This window comes from Bacillus cereus group sp. BfR-BA-01380 (genome assembly GCF_022663535.1).
Taxonomy (GTDB): Bacteria; Bacillota; Bacilli; order Bacillales; family Bacillaceae_G; genus Bacillus_A; species Bacillus_A cereus_BB.
The window spans coordinates 13,696-39,336 of record NZ_JAKUFS010000035.1 but is presented as its reverse complement, the minus strand read 5'-3'; the positions used below and the strand labels follow the sequence as shown (position 1 = coordinate 39,336).

The following is a 25,641-nucleotide window of genomic DNA, read 5'->3' as shown; positions in this document are numbered from 1 at the left end:
TTTTTTCGATAGCTCCATTATATCAAAAATAATTCATTAAAACAATTGGAGGAATAGTTATGTTCGAACAAAGAGAGATTCATAACGTTTTGATAGCAGCTACGATGTTCGAAATAGCAACATCACGCCAAAATCTTAATGAATTAGTTTTATGTTATTTAAAAAAGAACTATCAAAACTACAATTTGCTAGACATTGATATACAAAATCGATTAGCAATCTGCGAACGGAGTGATTGATTTGATGCCTATCAGAATTAGAAGAGGATCAATGAAAGAAATGATTTCAGCTATAAGAGATTTAGAGAAACGCGGTTTTGACTGTGTAAAGCCAATCGAGCGGATATACAAGAATAAAAAAGACTTTTTATATAACGAAAATAAAAATATCAAAGGCGGTTACACATTCGCTGGCATGGAAGAATATGTTCGGTATGAATGTTGGATGAAGAAGGTGGACTAAATGAATTTTATTGATAAGAGACGCGGATTTTTCATGATAGAGAACGATGCAATTGATAACTGCGACTTAGATGTTTATGAGTTTAAGGCATATGCGGTAATTGTAAGACATGCAAATAAGGATACACAGTCAGCATTCCCGTCATTGACAACATTAAGTGAAAAAGTTGGTTGTGGAAGAAAGAAAATTGTTCAGTGCATTAAATCATTAGAAGAAAAAGGGTATATACAAAAGGTTAATAGGAAGGACGATCAAGGAAATAATTTGTCTAACATTTACCATGTTCTTCAGACACCTAGTGTCTCTCAGAAACCAGTGGTAGTGTCCCAGAGAAACCAGGGTAGTATCCAAGGGAAACTAGGGGTAGTGTCTGAGGGAAACACTAACAATACTAATCTTAACAATACTAATTTAACAAGAAGTAGTAGTAGTAACCCCTTCTCCTTCTATGAAAATAATATTGGTCAATTAAATCCATTCATGGCAGATAGTATTGATCAGTGGATTAAAGATACAAGTGAAGAACTCGTTATAGCAGCGATGGAACGAGCATTAAAACAACAAAAAAAATGGAATTATGCTGAGGGCATTTTAAAACAGTGGTCTAACAGTAACGTGAAAACTGTAAAAGATGCGGAAGCTTTAGAAGCGGAATACAAACGTAAAAAAGGAGCGAAACCAAATGGAAGCAATAGGAAGAGTGATGACCAAGATTTTGAATACATCGGCTTGTGATGAAGAAACAGAAGGTTATACGTGCGAACATTGCAATACGTTCATTAAAGCAATTGTAGTTGAGGTACCAACATTACGAATAAAAAACAAGGTCCTTCCTACTTGTGAATGTGTGGTTGAGCGAGAAGAAGCAAAAGTACGTGAATATCAAAATTTTGCTAAGAAAAAAGAAATTGAAAAGTTGTTCAGCATTAACAACTTAGGTGATCGTTTTGCAAGGAGTACATTCGAATCGTTCTTAGAAAGAAATGGATCTGAAACAGCTTATAAGATTTCTGATCAATATGTAAAAACGTTTGATGACTGGAAAGGTGAGTCTCTGATGATTTGGGGTGAACCAGGGAACGGAAAAACTCATTTAGCGGCATCTATTGCGAATGAGTTAACTAGTAAAGGGTACATAACTGTATTTCAGAGTGTACCTGAATTATTACAGCGCATTAGAAGTACATTTAACAACGATAACAAAGAGAATGAAGCGCAGATCATGCGAGCGCTTTTAGAATGCGACTTACTCATTCTTGATGATATCGGAGCAGAGAAAGCGACTGAGTGGGTAGAAGAAAAGATTTTTAATATTATAGATGGTCGATATAGAAAAGAAATGCCAACACTGTATACAAGTAATTTACAACCAAAAGAATTACAAAACCAAATTGGTAAACGTTCTTATGACAGGATGGTTGAAACAAGTCTAACTGTAGAAAACAAAGCAACTAGTTATAGAAGAGAGATTGCGAAACAACGGCTACAAAAATTTGGAGGTGCTTCTTAATGTGTACATGTAACGGAACTGGAGTTATCACTAATAATGTTGGATTCGGAATGTACGGTAAATATCCTTGCTCTTGCGCGGCAGGTGAGCGAAGCCGCGAGGAACTTGATCAGCACCGCCAAGTATTAATGAAAAATTTAGAAATTGCTTGTCAAATGCAAAAGGAGGGAACATGGGATGCCGAAGCTCATAGAAGATTTGCAGAAAGAAGATTATACGATAGCAGCACAACAAAGAAAGTACATGAAACAATCGCGTCGTAATTTGTATGTTGCATTGGAAGAAGCAAACCTTGTCTTTGATGAGAGAGAGGTCATTCAGTTCAAAGATATGTGGAAGAACGGAGAAAGTATCATTGAAATAGCGAAGCAGATGGGAAGACATCAACTAGAAATCGCGGTTCTTATACTAGACCAAGCAGATAAGAACAAGATCGTAGCGCGGTCAATGGGTCTAGGAGCATAAGTAATGGCTAACGAAGAGAACAAACTGAAATGTTTATATAGTAAAGTAGCTGAGTTAGACGATAGTTTACCTGGTGACTTGATACAAAAATTAAAATACCATGGCGAAATACTCTCAATCATAGGATTGCTTCATGCGGCATCTTTAAGTGAATGGAAGATGGCTGAGGTTGAACGCAAAGAAACAATAGCAAAATTATTCCTGTCAAATAAAGAAGGCACAGCAAAAGAACGAGACATGAAAGTTGAATTAGCAGTAAGTAAATGTCGTAAGAAAGAAGCGCGAGCAGAAGCGTTATGTATGAGGTGGAAGAACGCTTATAACAGCACAATTGAAATTATAAATATTCTCAAATTACAACTCAGAGATATGAAAGATATTCAAAATGGGGGTGTGTAAGTATGCAAAGTCAATTATCGTTCGAAGACATACTTGGAACTTTCGACTATACAGCAACTAGCACGGCAGAGAAATTTCTAGCAAAAGAACCTGTTATTAAGACATTCGCAGTTGATTTCTTCGATAAAGATGAAAAACAAAAATTACGTTGGTTTGAAGCGGAAGTCAAGGGCGCGGCAATAAGCGCGGCAAGGAAGAAATACGGGAAAATACTTATTAATAACATTTACATTTCAGATAAAACTTTGAAAGAAATTATGGAGATGGATTGAGGTGATTTCATGCAAAACATCTACTTGAGTGAAGTACCAACGCAAGAAGATTATGATGCAGCTTTGAAAATTGGACTACTTAAAGCAAATGTGGACAGACGATTGTTAGACGGATGGACACTAAAAAAAGCTATAACAAAGCCTTCAACAAGTAAAAGGTTATCAGATAGAAAAGAAATGCTTTTGCTAGCGCAGCGAAATGGAATCAGTGAAACAACATTCTTGATAAGGATTAGAAAAGGATTTACACCATATGATGCAGCAACAAAAGAGTTAGGTAAACGTGGAAGGAAAAAGAAAACGTCTTAAAAGGTGGATAGTGGAATGAGTGATTATTGTGAAGTGCCAACGGAAGAAGATTTAGAAAAAGCACTCAAACTTGGAATAACAAAAAGAATGGTTTATGCGCGTATTAATCAAAGCGGATGGTCACTTAAAAGAGCAATTTCTGAACTTGGAAAACCGGTTAAGAATCAAGAAATAAGAAAGATGATTATAATTGCGCAAAAAAATGGAATATCAGAAGGAACGTTTAGATTGAGACTTAAAAAAGGGTGGTTGCCGGAAGATGCAGCTACCATTAAACCTAACAGATTCAAAGAATTAAAGATTTTAGCTGAAAGTAACGGTATTAGTGAAAACACATTTCTAACAAGAATAAACAGAGGTATGGGTGAGTTTGAAGCGGCAACAAAGCCATTGGATAAACGTGGGCAGAAAAAGAAGCAAATCAACTAGGAGGACAAGCCATGACACCGAAGGAACGGGCAACATTAAGAGGTTTCTGGACAAACAAGAAAACAGGAGAGTATATCGCTGTAACGCGTGTGACGAGTTTTAGCGAGGTTCATGCAAGGAAAGTGGATTCGCTAGGTAATGAAGTGGGCCCAAAGGAAATTATGCTGATCCGGGACATTAAGAGAGAATACGAGAAAGGTATGCGGTAATGAATGGACATGAAACAAATATACATCAACGTCCTACTACATAAAGGTATTTACAAGGAAGATGGCACAGGACGGCAGCTTTATGAAATGAGTGAGCAGGAGCTATTCGAATTAATCAAAGGAGATGGGGAGAATGAGGGAGATGAAGTTTAGGCTTTATCAGAAGATGGCGAAAGAAATGATTGATTGGGACAAAGTGAAAGGGATATACAAATTAAGTGTGTTGGATGATAACGAAGATAATGATATTTTCAGCGGTTGGATGCAATACACAGGATTTAAAGACCAAAACGGAACTGAGATTTTCGAAAAAGACATTGTCCATATCGTAGGTGTTATTCCAGGATTTGAAATGGATGACATAGGAATTGTGAAATTCATTGATGGATCTTGGATGGTTGAGAATGTAGAAGGAAATGATGGTTGGCTGTTGTTCCAAGATGGGGCAGAGGTCGAAGTACTCGGTAATGTGTTTGAGAATCCAGAGCTATTACAGGGAGGTAAAGGGGAATGAGAGAAGCGATTGAAGAGTATATAAAAGGTTTACATGAATCAGCAATCGAGAGCAGGAAACAAGCGGATGAAGCGTTTGGACAAGGTGATTTAGGATTAGCAGGATTCCACCGCGGACAATGGAACACGTTAGAAGGAGCGGCAATTGGTTTGGAAGATATTTTAGCAGATCACGAGGAGGAAGAACAATGAAATATACAGAGCATGGCACTTACGAAGTAACTCAATTATTAGCGGAAGCAAAGGAGACTGAAGAAAATGGCAACTAAGATCGTTATATACACTGGAAACACTTGTTCAAAATGCATGAGAGCGAAAGCTATGTTGAGTAGTCTTCCTTCTGAGATTGAATTAGAACTAATTGAGAAAAACATAGATGAACAAATATGTTATAAAAACGAAGCTATTGAAAAAGGTATTAAAACTTTACCTACTTTCCAATTAGATAATGGAGAAATATTGTTTGGTTTTGATGAGAACGTTGGCAAGATCATGGAAGTATTAGGACTGTAGGAGGGATTGCATGAAGCAAATAACAAAAGTGCAACTTGAATCAGAGTTAGAAAAGGTGCAAAGCGATATTAATAACATTAAATATCATTTAATTATGATGGAAAGCGAGAAAAAGAAGTCAGAAAGTCTATTGCAAGAACTTGTAAATCGAAAAAATAAAATAAGAAGTTACTTATAAGGAGCGGAACAATAATGAAAAATACAGTATGTCAGTTAAATGAATATCAGGAATCAACATTACGTACTTGGAATACAAAAAATGATTTTGATCGTCGTATTTCAAATGCTGCTTTAGGAATTACAGGAGAAGCTGGGGAAGTTGCAGATATTGTTAAAAAAGCAATTTATCACGGGCATGGATTTGATCCAGCTCATTGCCCTGGTGAAGAATACGGAAACACTCATAATCTTGCTTTAGAGTTAGGAGACATTATGTACTATGTTTCTATTATGGCCTATGAAATGGGATACACATTACAAGATATAGCTGAAATGAATATCGCAAAATTAGCTAAAAGATATCCTAATGGATTTAGTAAGAAAGCAAGTATAGAACGTGTAGACACAAAGTAATACTGAATTTGAATTTTATTAAGAAAAGGAGTGGGAATAAGTAATGTTAGCATTTCATGTTTGTGATAAAACAGGACAAGATGAAGATGAAAAGCAACATCAAATGGTTTTTGCTGAAAACGAGAAAGAAGCAATTCTAAAAAGCGATGCTTACGGAATGAGTGGATATTTTGAAGATATTGTAGCAGAACGTCAACCACATTTTGATAAGTTTTCTGATACGAAAAAAGTGCCTATGAGGGAAATGATAAAACATGGTTGGATGTTTGAATGTGCAATTTGTTATAGGTTTGCAGATGAAGGAGAAATAGTAAACGAAGAACTGTATTGCGATGATTGTATAGAAGAAGCGAAAGAAGAAGTGAAAAATCAAAACTAAACCAAAGCGTTATTTTATTTTAATCGAAAAGGGGAATGGAAAATGGAGAATAGAGAACTAAATATTTTAATTGCAGAAAAAATCATGGGTTGGAAAGTTGCAGTTGCTATTGATGGTGTAACTGAGTATTACGATAATGGAACACTTTGCGATGGTAAGTGGGTTGATGATGTTGGAATTCTTGAAAAAGATAACTTAAACGTATTTAAACCAACTGAGAAGATACAGGATGCATGGCAAGTAGTTGAGAAGTTGGAGTATGACGTGAAAGTAACAAAAACCGACTTAAAACCAAAATATCAAGTGCATGTATTTGTTCCTGGTGATGTCAAAATGGTGTTTGCTGAAACTGCACCAATGGCGATTTGTAAGGGTGCATTAGAAGTGATTAAAGCGCAGAATCAAAATTAAACAAAAACGCTATTTTAGTAGGAAGGAGGGCTGCTCGTGATAAATCAAATTCATAACATGGATTGCTTGGAAGGGATGAAACTTCTGCAGAGTAAATCGATAGACATGATTTTATGTGATTTACCATATGGAGTAACGCAAAATAAATGGGACGTGGTTATTCCTTTTAATGAAATGTGGGACCAATACGAACGGATAATTAAAGATAATGGAGCCATTGTTTTAACAGCTACACAGCCATTTGCAGCGCAGTTGATTGCAAGTAACCCTAAACTATTCAGATACGACTTAATTTGGAAGAAAAACAAAAGCACAGGATTTTTAAATGCTAAGAAAATGCCTTTGCGAAGTCATGAGTACATTTTAGTTTTCTATAAAAAGTTACCTACGTATAATCCGCAGAAAACAACGGGCCATAAGCCAGTTAATCAATATACTAAACGTTCTGCAGACGGAACAAATTACGGAAATACTAAATTAGTGAGTGGAGGCGGACAAACTGATCGTTATCCAAACTCAATTATTGATATACCAGTAGTAAATAATGATTCAAAGGAACGGATTCATCCAACTCAAAAACCTGTCGAATTGTTTGAATGGTTGATTAAGAGTTACACAAACGAAGGTAATATTGTTCTTGATAATTGTATCGGATCAGGGGCAACTGCAGTAGCTGCTATAAATACCAATCGTAACTTTATAGGGTTTGAGATTTCAGAAGAATATTGTGCTGCAGCTAATGAACGGATTAATAATTTGCAGCAAGTATTACAGGTGATTTAATACAAAAATTTCATTTTAGTGGTACAGACCGCAAAACGGAAAAAAACCACGCTAAGGATTTTCGAGCCATTTTAACGCTAATTTAAATTGTGTTGTATTCGAAATTAGATCATTTCGATAAATTGTGTTGCGTTAACACCCATTTGTATTAGTCTTTTTTAGTTCTAATGCAACACAAATGACATTGTGCTGCATTAAGCAGCCTTAACGTTGTTAAAATTGTTTATTTTTATGTCGAAATTTGCTTAACGTGGTTTTTTTCCAAAATGCTGGCGGGACCCCTTTTAAAACATAATGGAGGTAATTATATGGGATTAGGAAACAGAGGAATGGCATTTGAGAAACTTATCAATCTATCAAATGAAATGTATCAAAGAGAAGGAGTGGCGCTTATAAACAAGCGTCCTACTCCTGTGAAGGTATTGAAAATAGTGTATGGCAGAGTAAAAGACGGGTATTTTGAAGAAAAATCAACTGTCGATTATGACGGAGTGTATAAGGGACGAGCGATTGCTTTTGAAGCGAAGTCAACAAAAGAGAATACACGGTTTGATTTAAAGAATATAGCGCAACATCAAATTGATTACTTGGAGAAAGCAGAGAAGATGGGAGCAGTATGTTTCTTCCTTATCGAATTTAGCAAAGACAAGACAGTGTTCGCAGTTCCATTATCAGTCATCCAATCATATGTAAGGATGTCACAACAGCCAAAAGGGAAGAAGTCGATTCCAAGAGCAGATTTTGATATTTATGGATACTTAGTAGATCAGACAGAACGAGCACCTGTAGATTATTTGCAATATGTTGATAGGTTAGCAGTTTAAATGGATGACGGAGCAGCGCAAGGCAGATGATGGGGGCTGTATGCTTGTGGTGTTCCCTTATTCAACAATAAGATATTAAAATTTCACATACCTTACAGGAAGTGAAAAAACAAAAATAGAAATAGGGGGATTTATAACATGACAGCATTTTATCAAAACTTAGGTGAAGAAATTGAAATGATGAAGATTCAATTAAAAGATTTAGAGATTGAGCATAAATACGTGATGAAAAACATGGAAATGAATGCTCCTAAATTTAATGGAGTTGTAGATTACTCAGCAGAGCGTGTTACGGGTGGGCAGGTACCACTAACATTAGATGAGATTGCAGGACACCATGATCGGATTATTGAGAAGGCACAGCTATTACATGAACAAATTGCTAATAAACAGTCTGTTATGGGGGAATTACAGTTTGTCATGAGTAAGAAGAAAGGATTGGAGCAGCAGATTGTATATATGCGAGATGTTCTAGGAATGACATTGAAGCAGATTGCTCACGAAACAGGGTACAGCTATCAACATGTTCGTAGAGTTAGTAGCAAAATGAACAAATGCTACAATCGTGCTACAAACGTGCAACACTGCTCTTGATAAATTAATGGTACACTATTATTAGTGAGGGGTAGCGGAAACTACTTACCACATATGCATATGAAGTGGCTGCAAAACACTTCATTATTCGGTCTGATGATTTCGTTATAATTGTGCCAATTGGGAAGGTTGTGGTTTAAATGAACCGCACATTCTCAAACTTGTTTTAAACGTAAAATAATGTTATTAGTCTAAACGAGATGGAGAGCTTTCGCTCTTCTTCCAGTCACTGAATGTTGTGGACAGAGCTGCCAAGTAGAACATTTTATCAGTGATTGGGAGAAGCTCGATAGTATCTAGAATACTAGGAGCTTAAATTGAATTTTCACATACTCATATTCCCCTTTGATCTGTGAATAGTTCTCCCATTCCCTAGTTAAGCTGTCACTTCGGTGATGGCTTTTTTGTTTGTAGGAATTTCCTCTTTTCTGTCGAAATGGTAGATAGAAAGGGAGTGAGAATTATGTTATGTAAAAAATGTAGTTCTGAAATGAGTCCGCAAAGTGATGGTTCAGTCGATGGTAAAATGAGCACTTTTTATTACTGTCAGTGTGGAATGATATATCATGAAGTTAAACATTATTCTGGTAAGTTAGATGAAATGTCTCGTTGGTATGAAAATAATAAAAAAGAAGAATCAAAAGCATAGCATCCATAACGGGTGCTTTTTTTATTGAACAAAATGGACATTTGAATAGGAGGAATGTATATGGATTTAACATTAGAAGGGTTAGAAGAATGTTTTAATGAAGCAAATAGTGAAGGAATAGAGTATGTAGCTGTTGTTATAAGAATGGAAGGATTTCCAGAAGATGAAGTAATTATAAACGACCATTATAATATTCCTTTTAAATTAGAGTATTACAAGAAAACATATAATGAAGATTTATCACATAAATACGCATCTGGAATTAATATTGTAGGATTTACGCATGGATATTCATTTCTGAACATACAAAGCAAGTTAGGGCTACTAGAAAAACACAATGATTAAAACAATAGCAATCATCATAGGCGCTGCCGTTATCGGTTTAGCGTCTTATTTGTTGTTAAGAGAAGATAAGGGGTGATTGGAATGAAAGTTCTTGTGACTATAGATGTGTTTGGAACTAGTGTTGATGAAGAATTTGAAGTAGATAACATTGAAACGATAGATTTGGAGATTGAGGAATACGTAAGAAGTGAAATATCGTATGATTACGAAATCATTGAAGAAGATGAAGAAAAATGATTTGGCTAACATTATTAATCGGATATGTATTGTTCTTACTGTGGTGTATTGTGAATGCTGAGGAAGTGGATAGTTCGACTGACTTATAAAAGATAAGTGACATCTAAAGTCGAATCAATTTAAAGTTCAAATACATGAAATACAAAGTGATACATGACAATAGAAAATAAGCAATTTTCTATGGTTGTTAGTTGAATAGATGAAAAGATAAATAGCATTTAATTACGAAACAATACACGATTGTAAGTTCTTATTATTTAAGGAGGAATGAGATGAAGATGAAATGTGCATACCATCACTGTGCTGAATGCTTAGTCTGTGGTCATAAAGACAAGGTACATCATGAGACGAAAGAAGATTATAAAGAGATAACAGTTTGCCCGAAATGTAATGGAGCTTTCGTAGATAAGTTTCATATTGCAAAGTATGTGCAACATATTGAAGTTAAAGAAGATAAACAGGACCCGTTATTACAAATCGTACTATCTGATATAGATACTACACCAGATGTGTATTACAAAGGTGAGAAGGTTAATGGGAAGATAAGAGTAAGTTTTGATTGGACTACTAACACAGCTAAGTTTGTACAGACATATGTCCATATTGAACATAAGGATATTGGAAAACCAATTAACACAAAAGTTATTCAGCATAATCATCCATTGGAAATTGAAGAAACGATATTGTTTTCTGGTGGAGGTATTGTGGGTAAACAATACTAAATAGTTGTAGTTAATTTTATAAAGATATTATCATGAGGTGGTGTTATGGCAAGTAAGCCAAAGAAACCATGTGCACAACCATTATGTGCAGAGCTAACAACAGATCGCTATTGCGAGAAACATAAGAAGAAAGCAACAAAGTATTATGATAAGCATCAACGAGATAGTAAAGCTACTCAGTTCTATAAGAGTACAGCGTGGGTGAAGGTAAGGGAGCAAGTGCTACTAAGAGACAACTACTTATGTCGTCACTGTATATCTAATGGTAAGCTAGTGCCAGCTGATATGGTTCATCATATACATGAACTTAAAGATGATTGGTTAAAGCGATTAGATATGGATAATCTCTTAAGCTTATGTAATGCATGTCATAACAAAGAACATGGGAAGAAGGGATAACCATTAAACACATCGATACTAAACAAGGAACTAACTATGTAATAGGAAGAACAATAGTTGCGGTAGAGTTTGTTGGTGAATTAGAAGGAGTAAGCTTGATGTTAGATGATGGTAATGAGTTATTTTTCTTTGGTATGAGTGATTGTAGAATGAGTATTTATGATAAAACTTTGAATGAGGAAAGTGTTGTTTCAAAATTATAGATACAAATATTTATAGCCCCCCTACCTTAAATTTATACACAGGCTGCCCACCAGACCGGTGCCCAGCTTTACGCAGAGAAAATTCCCTAAATGAAATCTCAGAAAACGGGTGTTGGAGTTGCCTAAACTAAAAATCTGAAAGGAGGTAAGAAGATGGCACGACCGAGACAACCTATCGATTTGCTGGTTTATAAAGGTAAGAAAAATTTAACCAAACAAGAAGTTGAGGAACGTAAGTCGCAAGAAATAAAAGCACCAAATGACAAAATAAAAGCACCGACTTACCTCCCAAAAGATTTAAGGAGAAAATTTAAGAAGATTTCTGACGAGCTAGTAGAAATCGGGATTATGTCAAATCTTGATGTCGATGCACTAGCTCGTTATTTATTGTCTGAGAAAATGTATTGGCAAGTAACAGAAACGTTATTAGATACGTCTCCGACAAAAATGGAGACATTCATTAAAACAGATCAAGACGGTAATGTAGTCGAATCAGTAGAAGATATCGTTTCTAATGATGTGTATACAGATTTACTTGTTAATCAAGACAAGCTGTTCAAACAATGTAGGCAAGCAGCAAGTGATTTGGGTTTAACTATTACTTCACGATGTAAGTTAGTTGTTCCGAAAAAAGAAGAAGGACAACCTAAAACAACAGCAGAAAAGAAGTTTGGATCTAGATTATGATCGTATTTACTGCCGAAGAGCTCTTTAATCGTGTTTACAACTACTCTTTGGACATCGTTGAAGGGAAAATAATTGCTTGTAAGAAACATATCGCAGCTTGTAAAAGGTTTTTAAATGATTTAGAAAAAATTCAAAATGATGAGTATCCTTACCATTTTGATATAGATGAGTTAGAAGACTTTTATGTTTGGGCTAAAATGTTCAAGCATACAAAAGGAACATTAACAGGGAAACCTATCGAGTTAACTGATTTTCAACTATTTGTATGTGGAAATATCTTTTGTTGGAAGTTGAAAGAAGACGATTCAAGACGTTTCAGAAAAGCATACATCCAATTAGCACGTAAAAACGCAAAATCACAGTTGTTGGCTATCATAGCTACATATTCAACATTCTTATCCGGGGAAGTTGAAGAGTGCTATATTGCTGGTTGGGGACGCGACCAATCAGATAAAGTATACTCCGAAATTAATTTACAATTAGCACCAGTTGAATTGTTTAAAGGGAAATACTCTGATGCATATGGGAAAATAAAGCATTCAAAAACAGGATCAATTATTCAACCTTTATCGAAAGAAGCACGTAAAACAGGTGATGGTAGTAACCCTAGTTTAGGAATTTTAGATGAGTATCATTGTCACGAAACATCAGAAATATATGATGTTCTTGATTCAGGGATGATTTCTCGTAAAAGCCCACTACTAGTAATTATCACAACAGCTGGATTTAATAAATCATTCCCATGTTTCTCTGAGTATCAATATGTATCTAGAATACTTGATAAAGATCATCAAACACAAAATGAAAGCTATTTTGTTATGATTTGTGAGCTTGATAAAGGCGATGACATTAAAGACGAACGAAATTGGCTGAAAGCTAATCCTATTGTTTGTACTTATAAAGAAGGTATAAAAAGTATTCGTGAAAAGCTGGAAGAGGCCCTTGAAGACCAAACAAAGATGCGAAGTTTTCTTACTAAGAATATGAATATATGGGTTGATATGAAAGACAATGGCTATATGGACATGTCTAAATGGAATGATTGTGGTAACGAAAATCTTAAAATTGAAGATTTTGAAGGACAAGAAGCCATTTTAGGGATCGATTTATCAGCAAAAATAGACCTTACATCACTTGGAATCATCATAAAAGCTGATAAATACAACATTTTTAGTCATAGTTTTATGCCAGAAGATTCATTAAGAGAAAAAGTGAAAAAAGATAAAGTTCGTTACGATTTATGGCATGAACAAGGATATATAACGACAACACCTGGTAGTGTAGTGGATTACAATTTTATAAAATCATATATAAAAAACTTAGAACAACAACATGGAATTATTATAAAGGAAATTTGCTATGATCCATGGAATGCAAGCCAATTTGCACAGGATTTAGAAGCAGAAGGGTACACAATGATTGAAATTCGCCAAGGAATCGGCACTTTAGGTGAGCCAACTAAGAATTTTCGAGAAGAAGTGTACTCGAAAAATGTTGTTCATGACAACAATCCAGTTTTAGATTGGGCAACTGGTAATGCAATTACTAAAGAAGATCATAACGGTAACATCATGTTAGATAAAGCTAAATCTATAGAAAGAATAGATCCAATTGCTTCAATGATAAATGCACATGTAAGAGCAATGTTATTGATATCATCTGAACCTGTTATTGAAGTATGGAATTTTAATGATTAGGAGGTGAAATAAATGAGTTTTATGGACAAAATAAAGAATGTTTTTCGTAGAAATAAGATTACTGATGAAAATTTCACAAAATGGAACCAACTTAATGGAAAACGCAGTTGGCAAAATCATGATATTTTAGCAAATAACGAAACTATTTTTGCTGCTGTTTCTCGGTTATCAAATTCACTTGCTACATTACCATTGAAGCTATATCAAGACTTTTATCCTATTACAAATAATAGAATGGCAGATTTAATGAGTACATCACCTAATCCTAACATGACAAGTTTCGATTTTATAAGGACAATGGAAGTATTTCGTGATATTGAAGGTAATGCATATGCTTTAAAACGCTATAATTATCGATTTCAAGTTGAAGCCTTAGATATTTTAGACCCTACAAGAGTAGAACCAGTATTGGAAGAAAAATCAAAGGAACTTTATTACGAAATACGAGGTGATGATGGCCAAATATATTATGTCCATAATATGGATATGATTCATGTAAAACATATTCATACTTTAGGTTATAAAGGTATTAAGCCAATTCATGTTTTGCGAGACTCCATTGATTATGATGCTCAAGTAAAAGAATTTAGTTTAGCTCAAATGGAAAACGGGATTAAAGCATCATTTGTATTGAAAATCGCTTCTAATTTAAGTGATGATAAGAAAAAATCGATGCTAGAATCATTTAAAAGCTTTTACTCTACAAACGGAAGTGGCGTAATTATAGTAGATAATGGAGCAGAATTAAAAGAAATAACTCGTGACTTTATTGATACGAAAGTATTTGAGGTAGAACGCATAACAAGATCACGTGTGGCAACTGTATATAATATACCACCTCACATGCTTGGAGATTTCAGTGGAACAAACTTTTCAAGTATGGAACAACAATCTTTAGAATACGTACAGAATACTTTAGTTCCAATTGTTCGAATGTATGAACAAGAATTTAATAAAAAGCTTCTTTCTAATGAAGAGCGTTCGCAAGGACTTGTATTTAAGTTCAATGTGAACGCTCTTTTGCGTGGAGATATACAAACTAGGGGAGAATTTTACTTAAAAGGCATTCGTTCAGGGTGGTTTAAGCCTAATGAAGTGCGCGCTTATGAGGAATTACCTCCAGAAAAAGGAGGGGATACATTGCTTATTAGTGGTGATTTATATCCAATTGATACACCTGTATCTGAAAGGAATAACAAAAAAGTGCCTGACTCGAAGGGAGGTGGTGGAAATTAAAAAGTTCTGGGAATTTAAGAATCAAACAGATGATACAGCAGATCTTTATTTATATGTAGAAATTGCATCTTGGGGCGGTGGTTATTATGCTCACTCAGCTAAGAGTTTCAAACAAGAGTTAGATAATATGGGCGATATTAACACACTTAATGTTTATATTAACTCTCCTGGTGGCGATGTATTTGAAGGTGTTGCAATTTATAACATGCTAAAGCGTCATAAAGCACATGTTAACGTACATGTTGATGGATTGGCAGCTTCTATTGCAAGTGTAATCGCAATGGCAGCTGACACTATTATAATGCCATCAAATGCAATGATGATGATTCATAATGCTTGGTTATTTACAGCTGGTAATTCTAACGATTTACGTGAAGCAGCAGATATGTTAGATAAAGTTAATACTTCAATAAGACAATCATACATGCAAAAAGCAGGAGACAACATCTCAGAAGAAGATTTAACTAAACTAATGGATGATGAAACATGGTTGACAGCTCAAGAATGCTTAGATTTCGGATTGTGTGATGTTGTTGAATCAGCAACTGAAATTGCAGCAAGTGTGAATAAAGATATGTTTAATCGATATAAAAACACACCAAAAGACTTATTAAATCAAACAAGTGAGTCTAATGCATCAGATGATATTAAGGAACAGGAATATAGAAAGCAAATTATTGCTGAATCAAAGGCAAGTAGTGAAAAATTGAAACTAATTCTAGGAGGAATTTAAATGAATTTATACGAACTAAAAGCAAGTTTAAAAACTGTAGGTGACCAGCTGGTACAAGTTGAAAATGATATTGTTGCAAAAGCAGCAGATCCAAGTGTACCAATTACTGAAGTTCAAAATTTAAAGAGCATGAAAGCTGAGCTTAATGAACGTTTCGAAGTGTTAAAAGCACAACATGATGAAAAAGAAGAAGAACAGCGAGTAGCTTTACAAGCTAAACACAATCAAAGTGCTCCTGGATTAAAAAGCGAAGATCCAAAAGCGCGAAAAACAGCAGCAAAGGCTGAATTAATCCGCGCTACTATTCGTGGTGGATCTTTATCACAAGAAGCACGAGCAGCGCTTGGAAATAATAATTCTACTGGTGGAGAAAAGATTCTTCCGAGTACAATGACAAATGAATTATTGCATGAACCATTTGTTAAAAACCCATTACGAGAAGCATCTACATTTACAAGTGTAACTAACCTTGAAATTCCTAAGGTTACATTCACATTAGATGATGATAATTTTATTGCTGATACAGAAACAGCAAAAGAATTAAAAGCAGAAGGTGATGTTGTAGTATTTGGTCGCAATAAATTTAAGGTTTTTGTTCCTATTTCAGAAACTATCTTAACAGCAACAGATACAAACTTAGTACAAACTATAGATCAAGCATTAGAAAGTGGTCTAGCAGCAAAAGAGAAGAAAGTAGCATTCGCTACAACACCTAAAACTGGTGAAGAATCCATGTCATTCTATAAAGCTGGTATTAAATCTGTTAATGGTGCAAATTTATATAAAGCTATTAAAGCGGCAGTTGCAGATTTACACGAAGATTTCCGTGAAAATGCAATCATTGAAATGCGATATGCAGATTACATGGACATTATCGAAACACTTGCTAATGGTAGTACTGCTTTATACAATGCTCAACCAGAACAAGTTTTAGGAAAACCAGTTAAGTTCTGTGATGCAGCAGTAAATCCTGTTGTTGGTGATTTCCGATACTCTCACTTTAACTATGATCCTCAAATGCTGTACGATCGTGATAAGGATGTAAAAACAGGTATTGAATTATTTGTTTTAACAGCATGGTTTGACCATAAAATTAAGCTAAAATCAGCATTTCGTATTGCGAATGTAGTTACTACACCCTAATCCACCCCAAACTCCAACAGGATTAAAAACTGATGCTACTACAGTGACAACTGCAAGCATCAGTTGGGCACCTGTTGTGTATGACGGGGGAATTAAAGAATATCAAGTGTTCCGAAATGGAAACAAAGTAGGAACTTCAACAACAGCTACGTACAAAGATACTGCATTAACTGGAAGTACAACTTATAAGTATCAAGTGAAAGTTGTTGGAAGTAATGGAATGGAATCATCACTAAGTGCTGAATTGTCAGTTACAACGTCTGCATCCGGAACATAAGTGAGGTGCTGATATGTTAGAACAAGTAAAAGGATATTTGCGAATCGATGGGAGTGAGGATGATATAAACCTTACTCTTTTACTTGATTCGGCAAAAGAATTTTTGAATAATGCTGGAATACCAGAAAAAGATACAGCATTATACCGTTTATCAGTGATTATTTATGTAGCTTTACAATACGACCAAGATTCATACGCCAAGCTAGAACGTTCTTTGCAAAGTAACATTATTCAAATGAAGTATGAAGGTGAAATGTTATGACTCTTGCTAAACGTAACAAACGACTTACATTTCTCAAGAAAGATGAAAATGCAAAAAGTCCAGATGGTGAACCTATCGAAATATACAATGACCTGTTTACTGTGTGGGGCTCATTTCTCTTCCTAAAAGGTAGAGAATACTTTCAAGCGGCAGCTATGAATAGTGAAATACAAGGTAAAAGTGAAATTCGCTATCGTGAAGATGTGACTTCTGATATGAATATTAAATATAAAGAACAAATGTATGAAATCATATCGGTAATTCCTACAGAAAAACATACTTTACTTATCATGTGGAAACGTGGTGGTATGAATGGCTAATGCTGAAATATTAGGTATGGACCAATTAATTGCTCAATTACAACGATTAGGTGTACAAGGTGAAAAAATAGGCAAAGATGCTGTTCAAGCTGGTGCCAATGTTGTAAAAGAAGCTATGGAAGAAAACGTTAATCGTAGTAGTAAAAAACATCCACACGTTCAAGATAATATTGAAATGAAAATACAGAAAAAAGATGGTGAATATCAATCTAATATTGGTCCAAATAAAGAAGTTGGTTATCGTGTTCATTTCCTTGAATTTGGAACAACAAAGATGGATGCTAGACCGTTTGCCGAAAAATCTTTAACGGAAAACACAGATAAGATTAATCGTGTTATGGCTGATGTAATCCGAGATAGGCTGGGGTTATAATATGAAAAACTTAAGACCACTTATTGTACAAGCGTTGGAGAATGATCCTACGCTTGTTTCATTATTGGGTGGAAAACGTATTTATTATCATAAAGCAACAAATGCACAAGAGTTTCCTAGAATTACATTCTTCGAGTTGAATAATACAGGTGATTCATTTGCAGATAATCAAGAAATAGCTAGCGATATTTCTTTTCAAATTGATATTTGGTCAAAAAATAGTACATCAGCAATTCACATAAAAGTTGATGAAATCATGAAAAATATTGGTTTTTTCCGTTATACAGTTGCTGATTTATATGAAGATGACACGCAAACTTATCATTATGCCATGAGGTATAGGAAAGTAGAGGAGGAAAGTTAATGGCAGAACAAACAACTGTAGTAAGTTCCATAATCGGTTTAGACAGTTTATATTACGCAAAAATAATAAAAGATGATGCAACTGGAGTTACTTATGCAACACCAAAAAGATTAAAAGGAGCTGTGAAACTAAAAGCTTCTAAAAAAGTATCTTCAGAAATTTTTTATGGCGATAATCAAAAATTAGAAGTCGCGGAATCAGATGGACAAACAGACGTTGAAATAGAGGTACAGGGATTACCTTTATCAATAAAGGCAGATCTTGAAGGATATCCAGACGTAGTAGATGGTGTACTAGATGAAAAACGAGTAGGTGAAAAACCTTATGTTGCTTTAGGATATCGTTTTATGAAAGGAAATGGTAAATACCGTTACGTTTGGCTTTTAAAAGGAAAACTTTCGCAAGAGGAAGAAGAAGCTGAAACTAAAAAAGATAAGACTGATTTTAAAACAACACCATTAAAAGGAGCATTTATTGAACGTGATAATGATGGCAGATTAAAATTTACTGCTGATGCAGACGAACCTACATTTACAAAGGCAGTTGCTGATGGATGGTTCACTTCAGTTTATAGCAAACCAACAGTACCAACACCGTAAGAGGGGCGTATTTGCGTCTCTCTTTTTTTATTGAATATTAGGAGGAATATAACATATGAAATTATCTTTAGTAATTAATAGCGAAAAACAAGTATTTCCATTCCCGGATTTTATTCCAGCTCGTCTAATTAGAAAAGCATCAGAATTTAATGATTCATTACAAAATCCATCACCAGAAGACCTTGATAAAATGGTTGATTATGTTGTTTCTGTTTATGCAAGTAAATTCACACGTGATGACTTCTATGACGGACTAGATGCTCGCTCATTCTTGACAACTATTCAAGGTGTTATTACATCACTTATAGAAGGAACATCGGCAGCGCTTGGAGGTAACGAAAACCCAAACAAATAAAGGGAGAGGTTTTATCATTCCAAGAAGCATTAATACAATTTCAAGAGTTTATGGATGATTTATACCTCTCCTTACTTAGACAAGGTTATAAACATTATCATATCGATAATGAAATGGATATATGGCATTATTTACGTCTTATTAGTAAAAGTACTAATGAAGAGTCGAAACAAGAAAATCAAGAAAATTATACACCAATGGAAAACATCATCTAGTAAGGAGGTGGAGTTTTGTCCAATGCTTTAAGTAACTTAGTAGTAAGACTTTCATTGCAAGATACTGGGTTTCAACAAGGATTAGCGAATACAAATAGAGCAATGCGTACATTACAATCTGAATTCCGCGCCATCTCCCAAGGGATGGGCGGTTTTTCTAATGCTATGGATCAAACACGAGCAAGAGCAGATACATTAGGACGTATGATTGATACCCAACGACAAAAAATAGACCAACTTAGAGCAGCTTATGAGAGAACAAGAGCATCTCAAGGTGAAGATGCTGCAGCAACACAAAGATGGGCTGGTCAATTAAACAGAGCTGTTGGTGATTTAAATCGTTTTGAACAAGAATTACGGCAAGTTAACTCGCAATTAGAACAACAGTCTAATCGTATGCTTACATTTGGAAACAGAATGCAAGGTATAGGGGACAGTTTACAAAATGCCGGTATGCAGCTTGGATTGGTATTTGGTGGTGCTGCAATGGCTATTGGTGCTGGACTTAAATCAGCTATTATAGAATCAATGAACTTTGAACAGCAGATGGCTAACATTAAGGCAGTTTCTGGTGCTACTGGTGCTGAAATGAGTAAAATTAGTGAACTTGCAGTTGATATGGGAGCGAAAACAAAATATTCTTCTGTTGAAGCTGGAAAAGGGATAGAAGAATTAATAAAAGCAGGTGTTAGTTTAAAAGATATTCTAAATGGCGGTTTAGAGGGAGCATTAAATCTAGCAACAGCTGGTGAACTAGAACTTGGAGAGGCTGCCGAAATCGCATCTACTGCCTTAAATTCCTTTAAAGCAGATCACCTTTCAGTAGCAGATGCAGCCAATATTTTAGCTGGTGCAGCTAACGCTTCTGCTACAGATGTTCATGAATTAAAGTATGGACTTGCAGCTTCAGCAGCTGTTGCAGCTGGTGCTGGTATGTCATTTAAAGATACATCAACAGCGTTAGCTGTATTAGCACAAAATGGGTTGAAAGGTTCTGATGCAGGTACATCTTTAAAGACTATGCTAATGAGGTTAAATCCTTCTACAAAAGAAGCATATAACAAGATGAGAGACTTGGGTCTTATTACTTATAATGCACAAGCTGGATTTGACTTTCTTGTTCAAAATGGTATTACACCAGCATCACGAAGCGTTGGAGATATTGAAACATCTTTGGAACAATATGTTATGAAAACAGAAGGTGTTACGAAATGGAATGATAAGTGTGATACTACATTCCGTGAATTGGCAACAAGTTCTGCTTTTCTTTCTTCTAAATTTTATGATCAACAAGGGCATATCCAAAGTTTAGAAAATATCTCAGGAACACTGCATGAATCAATGAAAGGTTTAACAGACCAGCAACGTAGCATGGCGCTTGAAACATTATTTGGTTCTGATGCTGTACGTGGTGCAACTATTCTTTTTAAAGAAGGCGCCAATGGTGTTAGGGACATGTGGTCTGAAATGTCTAAAGTAACAGCAGCTGATGTAGCGGCAACTAAAATGAATACCTTAAAAGGAAGAATCGAACAATTATCTGGTTCTTTTGACACAATGAAAAAGACAATAGGTGATGCTCTTGCACCAATTGCTGGAGTATTTGTAGTTGCATTACAAGCACTTGTTGACGGTTTTAACGCTCTACCTGGTCCAATACAAAAAGCGCTAGCTATTTTTGGAGGAATTGCTTTTGCATTAACATCTATTGCAGCTGTATTTGGTATTTTCCTAGCAGCAATTGGAGGTATTGTTTCTGGTATTGGCGCTTTAGGGATAGCCATTGCAGAATTAGGAGGAATTGCAGCGATAGGATCAGCAATGATGGGTGCATTAGGAACAGCATTAAGTTTTATTACTGGCCCAATTGGTATAACAGTAGCAGCTATTGCAGGATTAGCATTAGGATTTAAATTATTGTATGACAATAGTGAAGGTGTTAGGAACGCTATTGCTAAGATAGGTGAAGCATTTCAAGGTATTAAAACGATTTTTGGAGGAAATGAAGGTAAAGGTGTAAGTATCTTAGCTGGACTTGGTTTTACTCCAGAAACAATTCGGATGATTTTAGCTATTACTAATGGAATAAAAACAGCATTTAATGAAATAAAACAACAAGTAATGAATCTTGGACAATTCTTCCAAGGTATCGGAGCTTTATTTGGAGGAAATGAAGGACAAGGTGTTTCAATCTTATCTTCAATTGGATTATCCCCTCAAACAATCTTAAGTGCAATGACTATTATTAATGGTGTTAAGGATGCTATTACACAAGGCATGACAGGAATAATGCAGACATTGCAAACGATTGGAGCATCTATCGGTCAATTTTGGGTTATGCACGGAACACAAATCATGACATTTGCATCTAATGCGTGGAATAGCATTAAAAATATTGTTAGTACCGTTTTATCTGGATTGTTTTCAATCACAAGCTCAATTCTTACCGGAATAGCAGATTTTTGGAATCAAAACGGGTCCCAAATAATGAATTTTGTTTCAATAGCTTGGAATGGAATCATGAATATAATTGGTACAATTTTAGGTGCTATCTTTTCAATTATAGGTTCTACACTTGCTAGTATTGCAGAATTTTGGAATGCACATGGCAGTCAAATTATGGCTATTGTTAGTGGTGCCTTTAGTGTTGTCAGTTCGATAATAAGCGGTGCATTAGGTTTTATATCTGGTCTTTTCCAATCAGTAATGCCAATTGTATCTGGTGTTACACAGGTTGCATTCGCTGTAGTTCAAGCAGTGATAACTACTGTAGGTTCGGTAATTTCTGGTGTAGTTGCAATGGTAGGGCAGCTTTTCAGAGGAGATTGGAAGGGCGCTTTTGAAACAGCAAGAAGTACAGCGTCAGATATCATGAATAATATCGTTAGTATTTTTAAAGGAATTAACTTATTGCAAATAGGTAAAGACATTATCAATGGGTTAATAAACGGTATATCTTCTATGGCTTCTTCAGTAATCGATACAGCAAAAAAAATTGCAAGTACTGTTACAAATACAATTAAAGGCGCTTTAGATATCCATTCACCATCAAGAGTCATGCTACAAATAGGTAAGTGGACAACTGAAGGTATGGCCATTGGGATGAATGAAAACGTAAAAAACATAATTAGTGCTTCTGATAATATCGCGCAAGCAGCCATACCATCAACAACTGGCAATATTAATGGATATGGAATCCCATTCACTCAAAATGATGCAAGTAAAAATAATGAAAATGGTGTAATTGTACAAGTGATTGTTGATCAACCTATTATTGTTGATGGGCGTACAGTACAAAGAGTTGTAAGAAAAGAAAATTATCGTGAAGACAAAATTAACTTTTTGAAAAGGGGGCAAATATAAATATGCTAGATACTATTATTCTATTTAAAAATGGGCAAACTTGCTCCCTTCGAAACGATTATAACGTTAAAACTTTAGAATTATCAGTAGATCCACCTAAAAAAGAATCAGACAAGATTAAAATAAAGGGTCAGTTTGGTGTTCATCATTACAATAAAAGCTATACAGAGCGAGGGTGTCAATTAAGGGTTCTTGTGAATACAGGAGATATTGAGGGCGTATATGAAAAAAGAAATGAACTATACGCCTTATTTGGTAGGTTAGAAGATTTTTATATTATTTATTCAAGGGAACCCGGAATACGACGACGTGTTGAATATGAAGATATGAAAATTAACCGTCCGCGTGGTTCTTTAACGTTTGAAATTATCATTAATTTTACAATGCCTGATGGATTCGGTGAAAGTATCTTTACATCAATGAACGCAAAAGAATGGGATACTAATAAATTCGCATGGGGTATGGGATTAGAATGGGATGATGATTATAACTATACCTTTAAGGATAAGCTATTTAATTTCAAGAATATCGGATCTATGGAAATTAATCCATCACAGCACGATATAACATGGCGTATTAAATGTGATCCACGCTATTTAAAGATTACTAACTTTACTACTAATGACTCTTTAACAATTTATAATCCAGGTTCAGTTTCACAAGGAATAATTGTTATAAAAGGACTTCATATAGAAGATGAGTATGGTCGTAATTTGGTAAGACATGCTGATGCTGGCGAGATACATCTAGCACCTGGAATAAATCAAATTAAAATCGAATCTTCTTCATTTAATTGGTGTGAAGTAAATACAAGATTCTATTATTTATAGAAAGGAGCGAATGCCATGAGTTTATCAAGAAAATATTATATAAATACTCTTATATCTGCTGATGAACGGAAAGAATTAAATTCGGAAGTTGATAACATATATTCGGAGCTTGTGAACAACAACAATTTTATTGTTATGGTTCAACAAGCTCTTTTAAATTTAGTGGAAAAAGAAGCTATTGATGTTGCAACTTTACAATCATTAATAACAAATGGCGATGCTGATGTTTTGAAAGTAGTCAGAAATATGATCTCTGATTTTCTAGCTGCGAAGCCAGCGAATTTCGATGAAGTAGTCGCTGCACGGTTAGGTGAAAAGACTTTATACGATTTTAACCAGAAGATAAAAATGAAACTAGACAACACAGATAATTTCCAACGAGTTAAATTAACAGATGATACAGGTTATAACATTAGTCTTCAAGATGCAAGTGATCTTAATACAGTAACTAAAAGCGGGTTTTACAAAGGTTTAAATCTTAAAAACGCTCCTAAAGATCAAGGATGGTGGTATGTCCAAGTATATTCACACAATGATATCAATTATGCTTGCATGCAAATTGTATATAGCCTAAATAATACATCTGAAAACAGTTTGTACATTAGAAAAAAAGCAGCTGGAGTTTGGACAGAGTGGAAGCAGCTAGCTTTATTTGGTGCGTATGACGACATTAAACAAGAAGTATTAAACGTAAAAGGTACTTATTCTTCATTAGGTGTGGCGATACGTGCAATGATTCCATATAACAGTGTGAATTATTACACGGATTTTCAAAAAGCATTGAATGATTCCGCAGGGAAAACGTTAGAAATTCCAGCGGGAACATATACAATTGGAGATTTAGAAATTCCAAGTAACATTAGTATTCGCGCAGATCCGAATGCTTTTTTTATTTTAAAAGATGGTAGTACAACATTTTTTACTAATAAGGACACAGTTAATATTGGTGGATATGACAAAACAAGAGGAATTACTTTCAAAGGCGGAGTATTTGATCTAAAAAAGATAAAAGATGCAAAAGCGTTTGTTTTATCGCACTGTCAAGATCTCAAAATTGATACAAAAGTCATTAATGGTGGCGAATCACAATCATATGTCGCCTTGAATGCTGTTAAGGATTTAGAAATAAGTATGGAAGCTGTAGATTGTAGCGCTACAACATCAGTTGGAGCTAATGTAGGTATTTATGTGTTCAATGATAAAAACACGCTTACAAATCAAAATACAAAGCCTTATGACCTTACATCTTGTGACAATGTAAAAGTTAATCTTAAATTAAAAAATGTGAAAAAAGGATTTACAGAAATTACGACTGTCGACAAAGTTATTCATAAAAATATCACTTATAATGTCCAAGCAGAAAACGTATTGGAGGAACTTGGATTATTTAATAATATGTCTTATTTCAAAACTGAAAAAGTAATTGGTAATGATATTGGGCACGGCCTTGTATTCCAGATCTTAAACGACTCTTGCGAAGATTTTACAATTGAAGGTGTAAACATTCGAAATTGTAAAAGCAAAGAAATATCGCGTGGTATTTGGTTCAGAAGTAAAGATGGTAATGCATCTCCTAAATATGAAAATGTTCGTATTATTAACCCTGTTATTAGAACATTTTCCAAAGGAATCACAACTGATTTTGGAAGGGCAGTTCGTATTGTAAATCCTGATATAGCTGATTGCTGGGAAGATGGAATTTGGAACTACTTTACGCTCGATTGGAGTTGTATAGGTGGAATGGTTCAGTTCAATAACAAAAACGGATGGTTTAACCGGGCAGACGTTCATATAGGTGAATTAGATATTGAAAATGGTAAGAAACAAACATTTAGATCAATTCTTGCAAATGTACAAGCTAGAACTGTACGAGTAGAAAATCTACAAGATAGCATTATCAATAGTGTAATTCTTAAGGGTGGCGGGTTTTCTAAAGTTGGTTCTGACTTTAATAATAAAATCGATTTCCTAGAAGTAGGTTGGTAAT

Annotated in this window: 39 protein-coding genes and 2 pseudogenes; all 41 read left to right on the top strand. The window is 34.9% G+C overall.

The window, feature by feature from the left end:
• Positions 1–270 precede the first annotated feature (270 nt).
• Positions 271–462, top strand: coding sequence for a hypothetical protein (locus MR076_RS23080; RefSeq protein ID WP_242224542.1), 192 nt, complete (start codon positions 271–273; stop codon positions 460–462).
• Positions 463–1,197, top strand: coding sequence for a DnaD domain protein (locus MR076_RS23075; protein ID WP_242224540.1), 735 nt, complete (start codon positions 463–465; stop codon positions 1,195–1,197).
• Positions 1,145–1,972 (top strand): ATP-binding protein, encoded by an 828-nt coding sequence (locus MR076_RS23070; RefSeq protein WP_242224538.1) that lies wholly within the window; start codon positions 1,145–1,147, stop codon positions 1,970–1,972. Before MR076_RS23075 ends, MR076_RS23070 begins: the two co-directional genes overlap by 53 nt.
• Complete coding sequence (locus tag MR076_RS23065; protein WP_242224536.1) at positions 1,972–2,235, top strand: hypothetical protein; 264 nt, start codon at positions 1,972–1,974, stop codon at positions 2,233–2,235. Before MR076_RS23070 ends, MR076_RS23065 begins: the two co-directional genes overlap by 1 nt.
• Positions 2,150–2,437 carry a helix-turn-helix domain-containing protein gene (locus MR076_RS23060; RefSeq protein WP_242224535.1) on the top strand — a complete coding sequence of 96 codons (288 nt, stop codon included), beginning with the start codon at positions 2,150–2,152 and terminating at the stop codon, positions 2,435–2,437. The genes MR076_RS23065 and MR076_RS23060 overlap by 86 nt, the downstream gene beginning before the upstream one ends.
• 3 nt (positions 2,438–2,440) lie before the next feature.
• Complete coding sequence (locus tag MR076_RS23055; RefSeq protein ID WP_242224533.1) at positions 2,441–2,836, top strand: hypothetical protein; 396 nt, start codon at positions 2,441–2,443, stop codon at positions 2,834–2,836.
• A 2-nt stretch (positions 2,837–2,838) separates the two neighbouring features.
• Positions 2,839–3,108 carry a hypothetical protein gene (locus tag MR076_RS23050; protein WP_242224531.1) on the top strand — a complete coding sequence of 90 codons (270 nt, stop codon included), beginning with the start codon at positions 2,839–2,841 and terminating at the stop codon, positions 3,106–3,108.
• A gap of 9 nt (positions 3,109–3,117) precedes the next feature.
• The gene (locus tag MR076_RS23045) at positions 3,118–3,417 is read left to right on the top strand and encodes a hypothetical protein (protein ID WP_242224528.1); all 300 of its coding nucleotides are present in this window, start codon (positions 3,118–3,120) and stop codon (positions 3,415–3,417) included.
• Positions 3,418–3,432: 15 nt separating this feature from the next.
• Entirely contained in the window at positions 3,433–3,846 is a 414-nt protein-coding gene (locus MR076_RS23040) for a hypothetical protein (protein ID WP_242224526.1), read from the top strand.
• Positions 3,847–3,857: 11 nt separating this feature from the next.
• Positions 3,858–4,055 carry a hypothetical protein gene (locus MR076_RS23035; protein WP_242224524.1) on the top strand — a complete coding sequence of 66 codons (198 nt, stop codon included), beginning with the start codon at positions 3,858–3,860 and terminating at the stop codon, positions 4,053–4,055.
• A gap of 3 nt (positions 4,056–4,058) precedes the next feature.
• A complete protein-coding gene (locus MR076_RS23030) occupies positions 4,059–4,208 on the top strand; it encodes a Fur-regulated basic protein FbpA (RefSeq protein WP_242224522.1) in 150 nt (49 codons plus the stop codon).
• Complete coding sequence (locus tag MR076_RS23025; RefSeq protein WP_242224519.1) at positions 4,198–4,569, top strand: YopX family protein; 372 nt, start codon at positions 4,198–4,200, stop codon at positions 4,567–4,569. The genes MR076_RS23030 and MR076_RS23025 overlap by 11 nt, the downstream gene beginning before the upstream one ends.
• Positions 4,566–4,760, top strand: a complete 195-nt coding sequence (locus MR076_RS23020) for a glyoxalase (RefSeq protein WP_242224516.1) — start codon at positions 4,566–4,568, stop codon at positions 4,758–4,760. The genes MR076_RS23025 and MR076_RS23020 overlap by 4 nt, the downstream gene beginning before the upstream one ends.
• A 66-nt stretch (positions 4,761–4,826) precedes the next feature.
• On the top strand, positions 4,827–5,081 hold the full coding sequence (locus MR076_RS23015) for a glutaredoxin family protein (RefSeq protein WP_242224515.1): 255 nt from the start codon (positions 4,827–4,829) through the stop codon (positions 5,079–5,081).
• Between the two features lie 10 nt (positions 5,082–5,091).
• Positions 5,092–5,259 carry a hypothetical protein gene (locus MR076_RS23010; RefSeq protein WP_242224512.1) on the top strand — a complete coding sequence of 56 codons (168 nt, stop codon included), beginning with the start codon at positions 5,092–5,094 and terminating at the stop codon, positions 5,257–5,259.
• Positions 5,260–5,273: 14 nt separating this feature from the next.
• Positions 5,274–5,654 carry a nucleoside triphosphate pyrophosphohydrolase family protein gene (locus tag MR076_RS23005; protein WP_277928584.1) on the top strand — a complete coding sequence of 127 codons (381 nt, stop codon included), beginning with the start codon at positions 5,274–5,276 and terminating at the stop codon, positions 5,652–5,654.
• A 43-nt stretch (positions 5,655–5,697) separates the two neighbouring features.
• Positions 5,698–6,033 carry a hypothetical protein gene (locus MR076_RS23000; RefSeq protein ID WP_242224511.1) on the top strand — a complete coding sequence of 112 codons (336 nt, stop codon included), beginning with the start codon at positions 5,698–5,700 and terminating at the stop codon, positions 6,031–6,033.
• A 42-nt stretch (positions 6,034–6,075) separates the two neighbouring features.
• Positions 6,076–6,444, top strand: a complete 369-nt coding sequence (locus tag MR076_RS22995; RefSeq protein WP_242224510.1) for a BC1872 family protein — start codon at positions 6,076–6,078, stop codon at positions 6,442–6,444.
• Positions 6,445–6,519: 75 nt separating this feature from the next.
• Positions 6,520–7,227, top strand: a complete 708-nt coding sequence (locus tag MR076_RS22990; protein WP_242224507.1) for a DNA-methyltransferase — start codon at positions 6,520–6,522, stop codon at positions 7,225–7,227.
• 308 nt (positions 7,228–7,535) lie between these two features.
• Positions 7,536–8,036: pseudogene (gene recU, locus MR076_RS22985) on the top strand (Holliday junction resolvase RecU); the annotation flags it as partial.
• Between the two features lie 153 nt (positions 8,037–8,189).
• Complete coding sequence (locus tag MR076_RS22980; RefSeq protein ID WP_242224504.1) at positions 8,190–8,645, top strand: RNA polymerase sigma factor sigma-70 region 4 domain-containing protein; 456 nt, start codon at positions 8,190–8,192, stop codon at positions 8,643–8,645.
• 463 nt (positions 8,646–9,108) lie between these two features.
• Positions 9,109–9,294: a hypothetical protein gene (locus MR076_RS22975; RefSeq protein ID WP_242224501.1), complete on the top strand. Its 186-nt coding sequence runs from the start codon at positions 9,109–9,111 to the stop codon at positions 9,292–9,294.
• A gap of 60 nt (positions 9,295–9,354) precedes the next feature.
• Entirely contained in the window at positions 9,355–9,639 is a 285-nt protein-coding gene (locus MR076_RS22970) for a hypothetical protein (RefSeq protein ID WP_242224498.1), read from the top strand.
• An 81-nt stretch (positions 9,640–9,720) separates the two neighbouring features.
• The gene (locus tag MR076_RS22965; RefSeq protein WP_242224497.1) at positions 9,721–9,876 is read left to right on the top strand and encodes a hypothetical protein; all 156 of its coding nucleotides are present in this window, start codon (positions 9,721–9,723) and stop codon (positions 9,874–9,876) included.
• Between the two features lie 272 nt (positions 9,877–10,148).
• Positions 10,149–10,598 carry a hypothetical protein gene (locus tag MR076_RS22960; protein WP_242224494.1) on the top strand — a complete coding sequence of 150 codons (450 nt, stop codon included), beginning with the start codon at positions 10,149–10,151 and terminating at the stop codon, positions 10,596–10,598.
• A 45-nt stretch (positions 10,599–10,643) separates the two neighbouring features.
• Positions 10,644–10,997 (top strand): HNH endonuclease, encoded by a 354-nt coding sequence (locus MR076_RS22955; RefSeq protein ID WP_242224492.1) that lies wholly within the window; start codon positions 10,644–10,646, stop codon positions 10,995–10,997.
• 356 nt (positions 10,998–11,353) lie between these two features.
• A complete protein-coding gene (locus tag MR076_RS22950) occupies positions 11,354–11,887 on the top strand; it encodes a phage terminase small subunit P27 family (RefSeq protein WP_242224490.1) in 534 nt (177 codons plus the stop codon).
• Positions 11,884–13,584: a terminase large subunit gene (locus MR076_RS22945; protein WP_242224488.1), complete on the top strand. Its 1,701-nt coding sequence runs from the start codon at positions 11,884–11,886 to the stop codon at positions 13,582–13,584. Before MR076_RS22950 ends, MR076_RS22945 begins: the two co-directional genes overlap by 4 nt.
• Before the next feature lie 12 nt (positions 13,585–13,596).
• Positions 13,597–14,820, top strand: a complete 1,224-nt coding sequence (locus tag MR076_RS22940; RefSeq protein WP_242224483.1) for a phage portal protein — start codon at positions 13,597–13,599, stop codon at positions 14,818–14,820.
• Complete coding sequence (locus MR076_RS22935; RefSeq protein ID WP_242224482.1) at positions 14,807–15,553, top strand: head maturation protease, ClpP-related; 747 nt, start codon at positions 14,807–14,809, stop codon at positions 15,551–15,553. The genes MR076_RS22940 and MR076_RS22935 overlap by 14 nt, the downstream gene beginning before the upstream one ends.
• Complete coding sequence (locus MR076_RS22930; RefSeq protein ID WP_242224480.1) at positions 15,554–16,696, top strand: phage major capsid protein; 1,143 nt, start codon at positions 15,554–15,556, stop codon at positions 16,694–16,696.
• Between the two features lie 22 nt (positions 16,697–16,718).
• A pseudogene (locus MR076_RS22925) lies at positions 16,719–16,973 on the top strand (fibronectin type III domain-containing protein); the annotation flags it as partial.
• Between the two features lie 13 nt (positions 16,974–16,986).
• Positions 16,987–17,235, top strand: coding sequence for a head-tail connector protein (locus MR076_RS22920; protein ID WP_242224475.1), 249 nt, complete (start codon positions 16,987–16,989; stop codon positions 17,233–17,235).
• The gene (locus MR076_RS22915) at positions 17,232–17,555 is read left to right on the top strand and encodes a phage head closure protein (protein WP_242224473.1); all 324 of its coding nucleotides are present in this window, start codon (positions 17,232–17,234) and stop codon (positions 17,553–17,555) included. The genes MR076_RS22920 and MR076_RS22915 overlap by 4 nt, the downstream gene beginning before the upstream one ends.
• Positions 17,548–17,928 (top strand): HK97-gp10 family putative phage morphogenesis protein, encoded by a 381-nt coding sequence (locus MR076_RS22910; protein WP_242224471.1) that lies wholly within the window; start codon positions 17,548–17,550, stop codon positions 17,926–17,928. Before MR076_RS22915 ends, MR076_RS22910 begins: the two co-directional genes overlap by 8 nt.
• Before the next feature lies 1 nt (position 17,929).
• The gene (gene gp17, locus MR076_RS22905) at positions 17,930–18,292 is read left to right on the top strand and encodes a tail completion protein gp17 (protein WP_242224469.1); all 363 of its coding nucleotides are present in this window, start codon (positions 17,930–17,932) and stop codon (positions 18,290–18,292) included.
• On the top strand, positions 18,292–18,891 hold the full coding sequence (locus MR076_RS22900) for a major tail protein (RefSeq protein ID WP_242224467.1): 600 nt from the start codon (positions 18,292–18,294) through the stop codon (positions 18,889–18,891). Before gp17 ends, MR076_RS22900 begins: the two co-directional genes overlap by 1 nt.
• 55 nt (positions 18,892–18,946) lie before the next feature.
• Complete coding sequence (gene gpG / locus MR076_RS22895; RefSeq protein ID WP_242224465.1) at positions 18,947–19,246, top strand: phage tail assembly chaperone G; 300 nt, start codon at positions 18,947–18,949, stop codon at positions 19,244–19,246.
• A gap of 269 nt (positions 19,247–19,515) precedes the next feature.
• Positions 19,516–22,824 carry a phage tail tape measure protein gene (locus MR076_RS22890; protein WP_396021728.1) on the top strand — a complete coding sequence of 1,103 codons (3,309 nt, stop codon included), beginning with the start codon at positions 19,516–19,518 and terminating at the stop codon, positions 22,822–22,824.
• A 2-nt stretch (positions 22,825–22,826) separates the two neighbouring features.
• The gene (locus MR076_RS22885) at positions 22,827–23,654 is read left to right on the top strand and encodes a phage tail domain-containing protein (RefSeq protein WP_242224461.1); all 828 of its coding nucleotides are present in this window, start codon (positions 22,827–22,829) and stop codon (positions 23,652–23,654) included.
• 15 nt (positions 23,655–23,669) lie between these two features.
• Positions 23,670–25,640, top strand: coding sequence for a pyocin knob domain-containing protein (locus MR076_RS22880; protein ID WP_242224458.1), 1,971 nt, complete (start codon positions 23,670–23,672; stop codon positions 25,638–25,640).
• The last annotated feature ends 1 nt before the right edge of the window (position 25,641 follow it).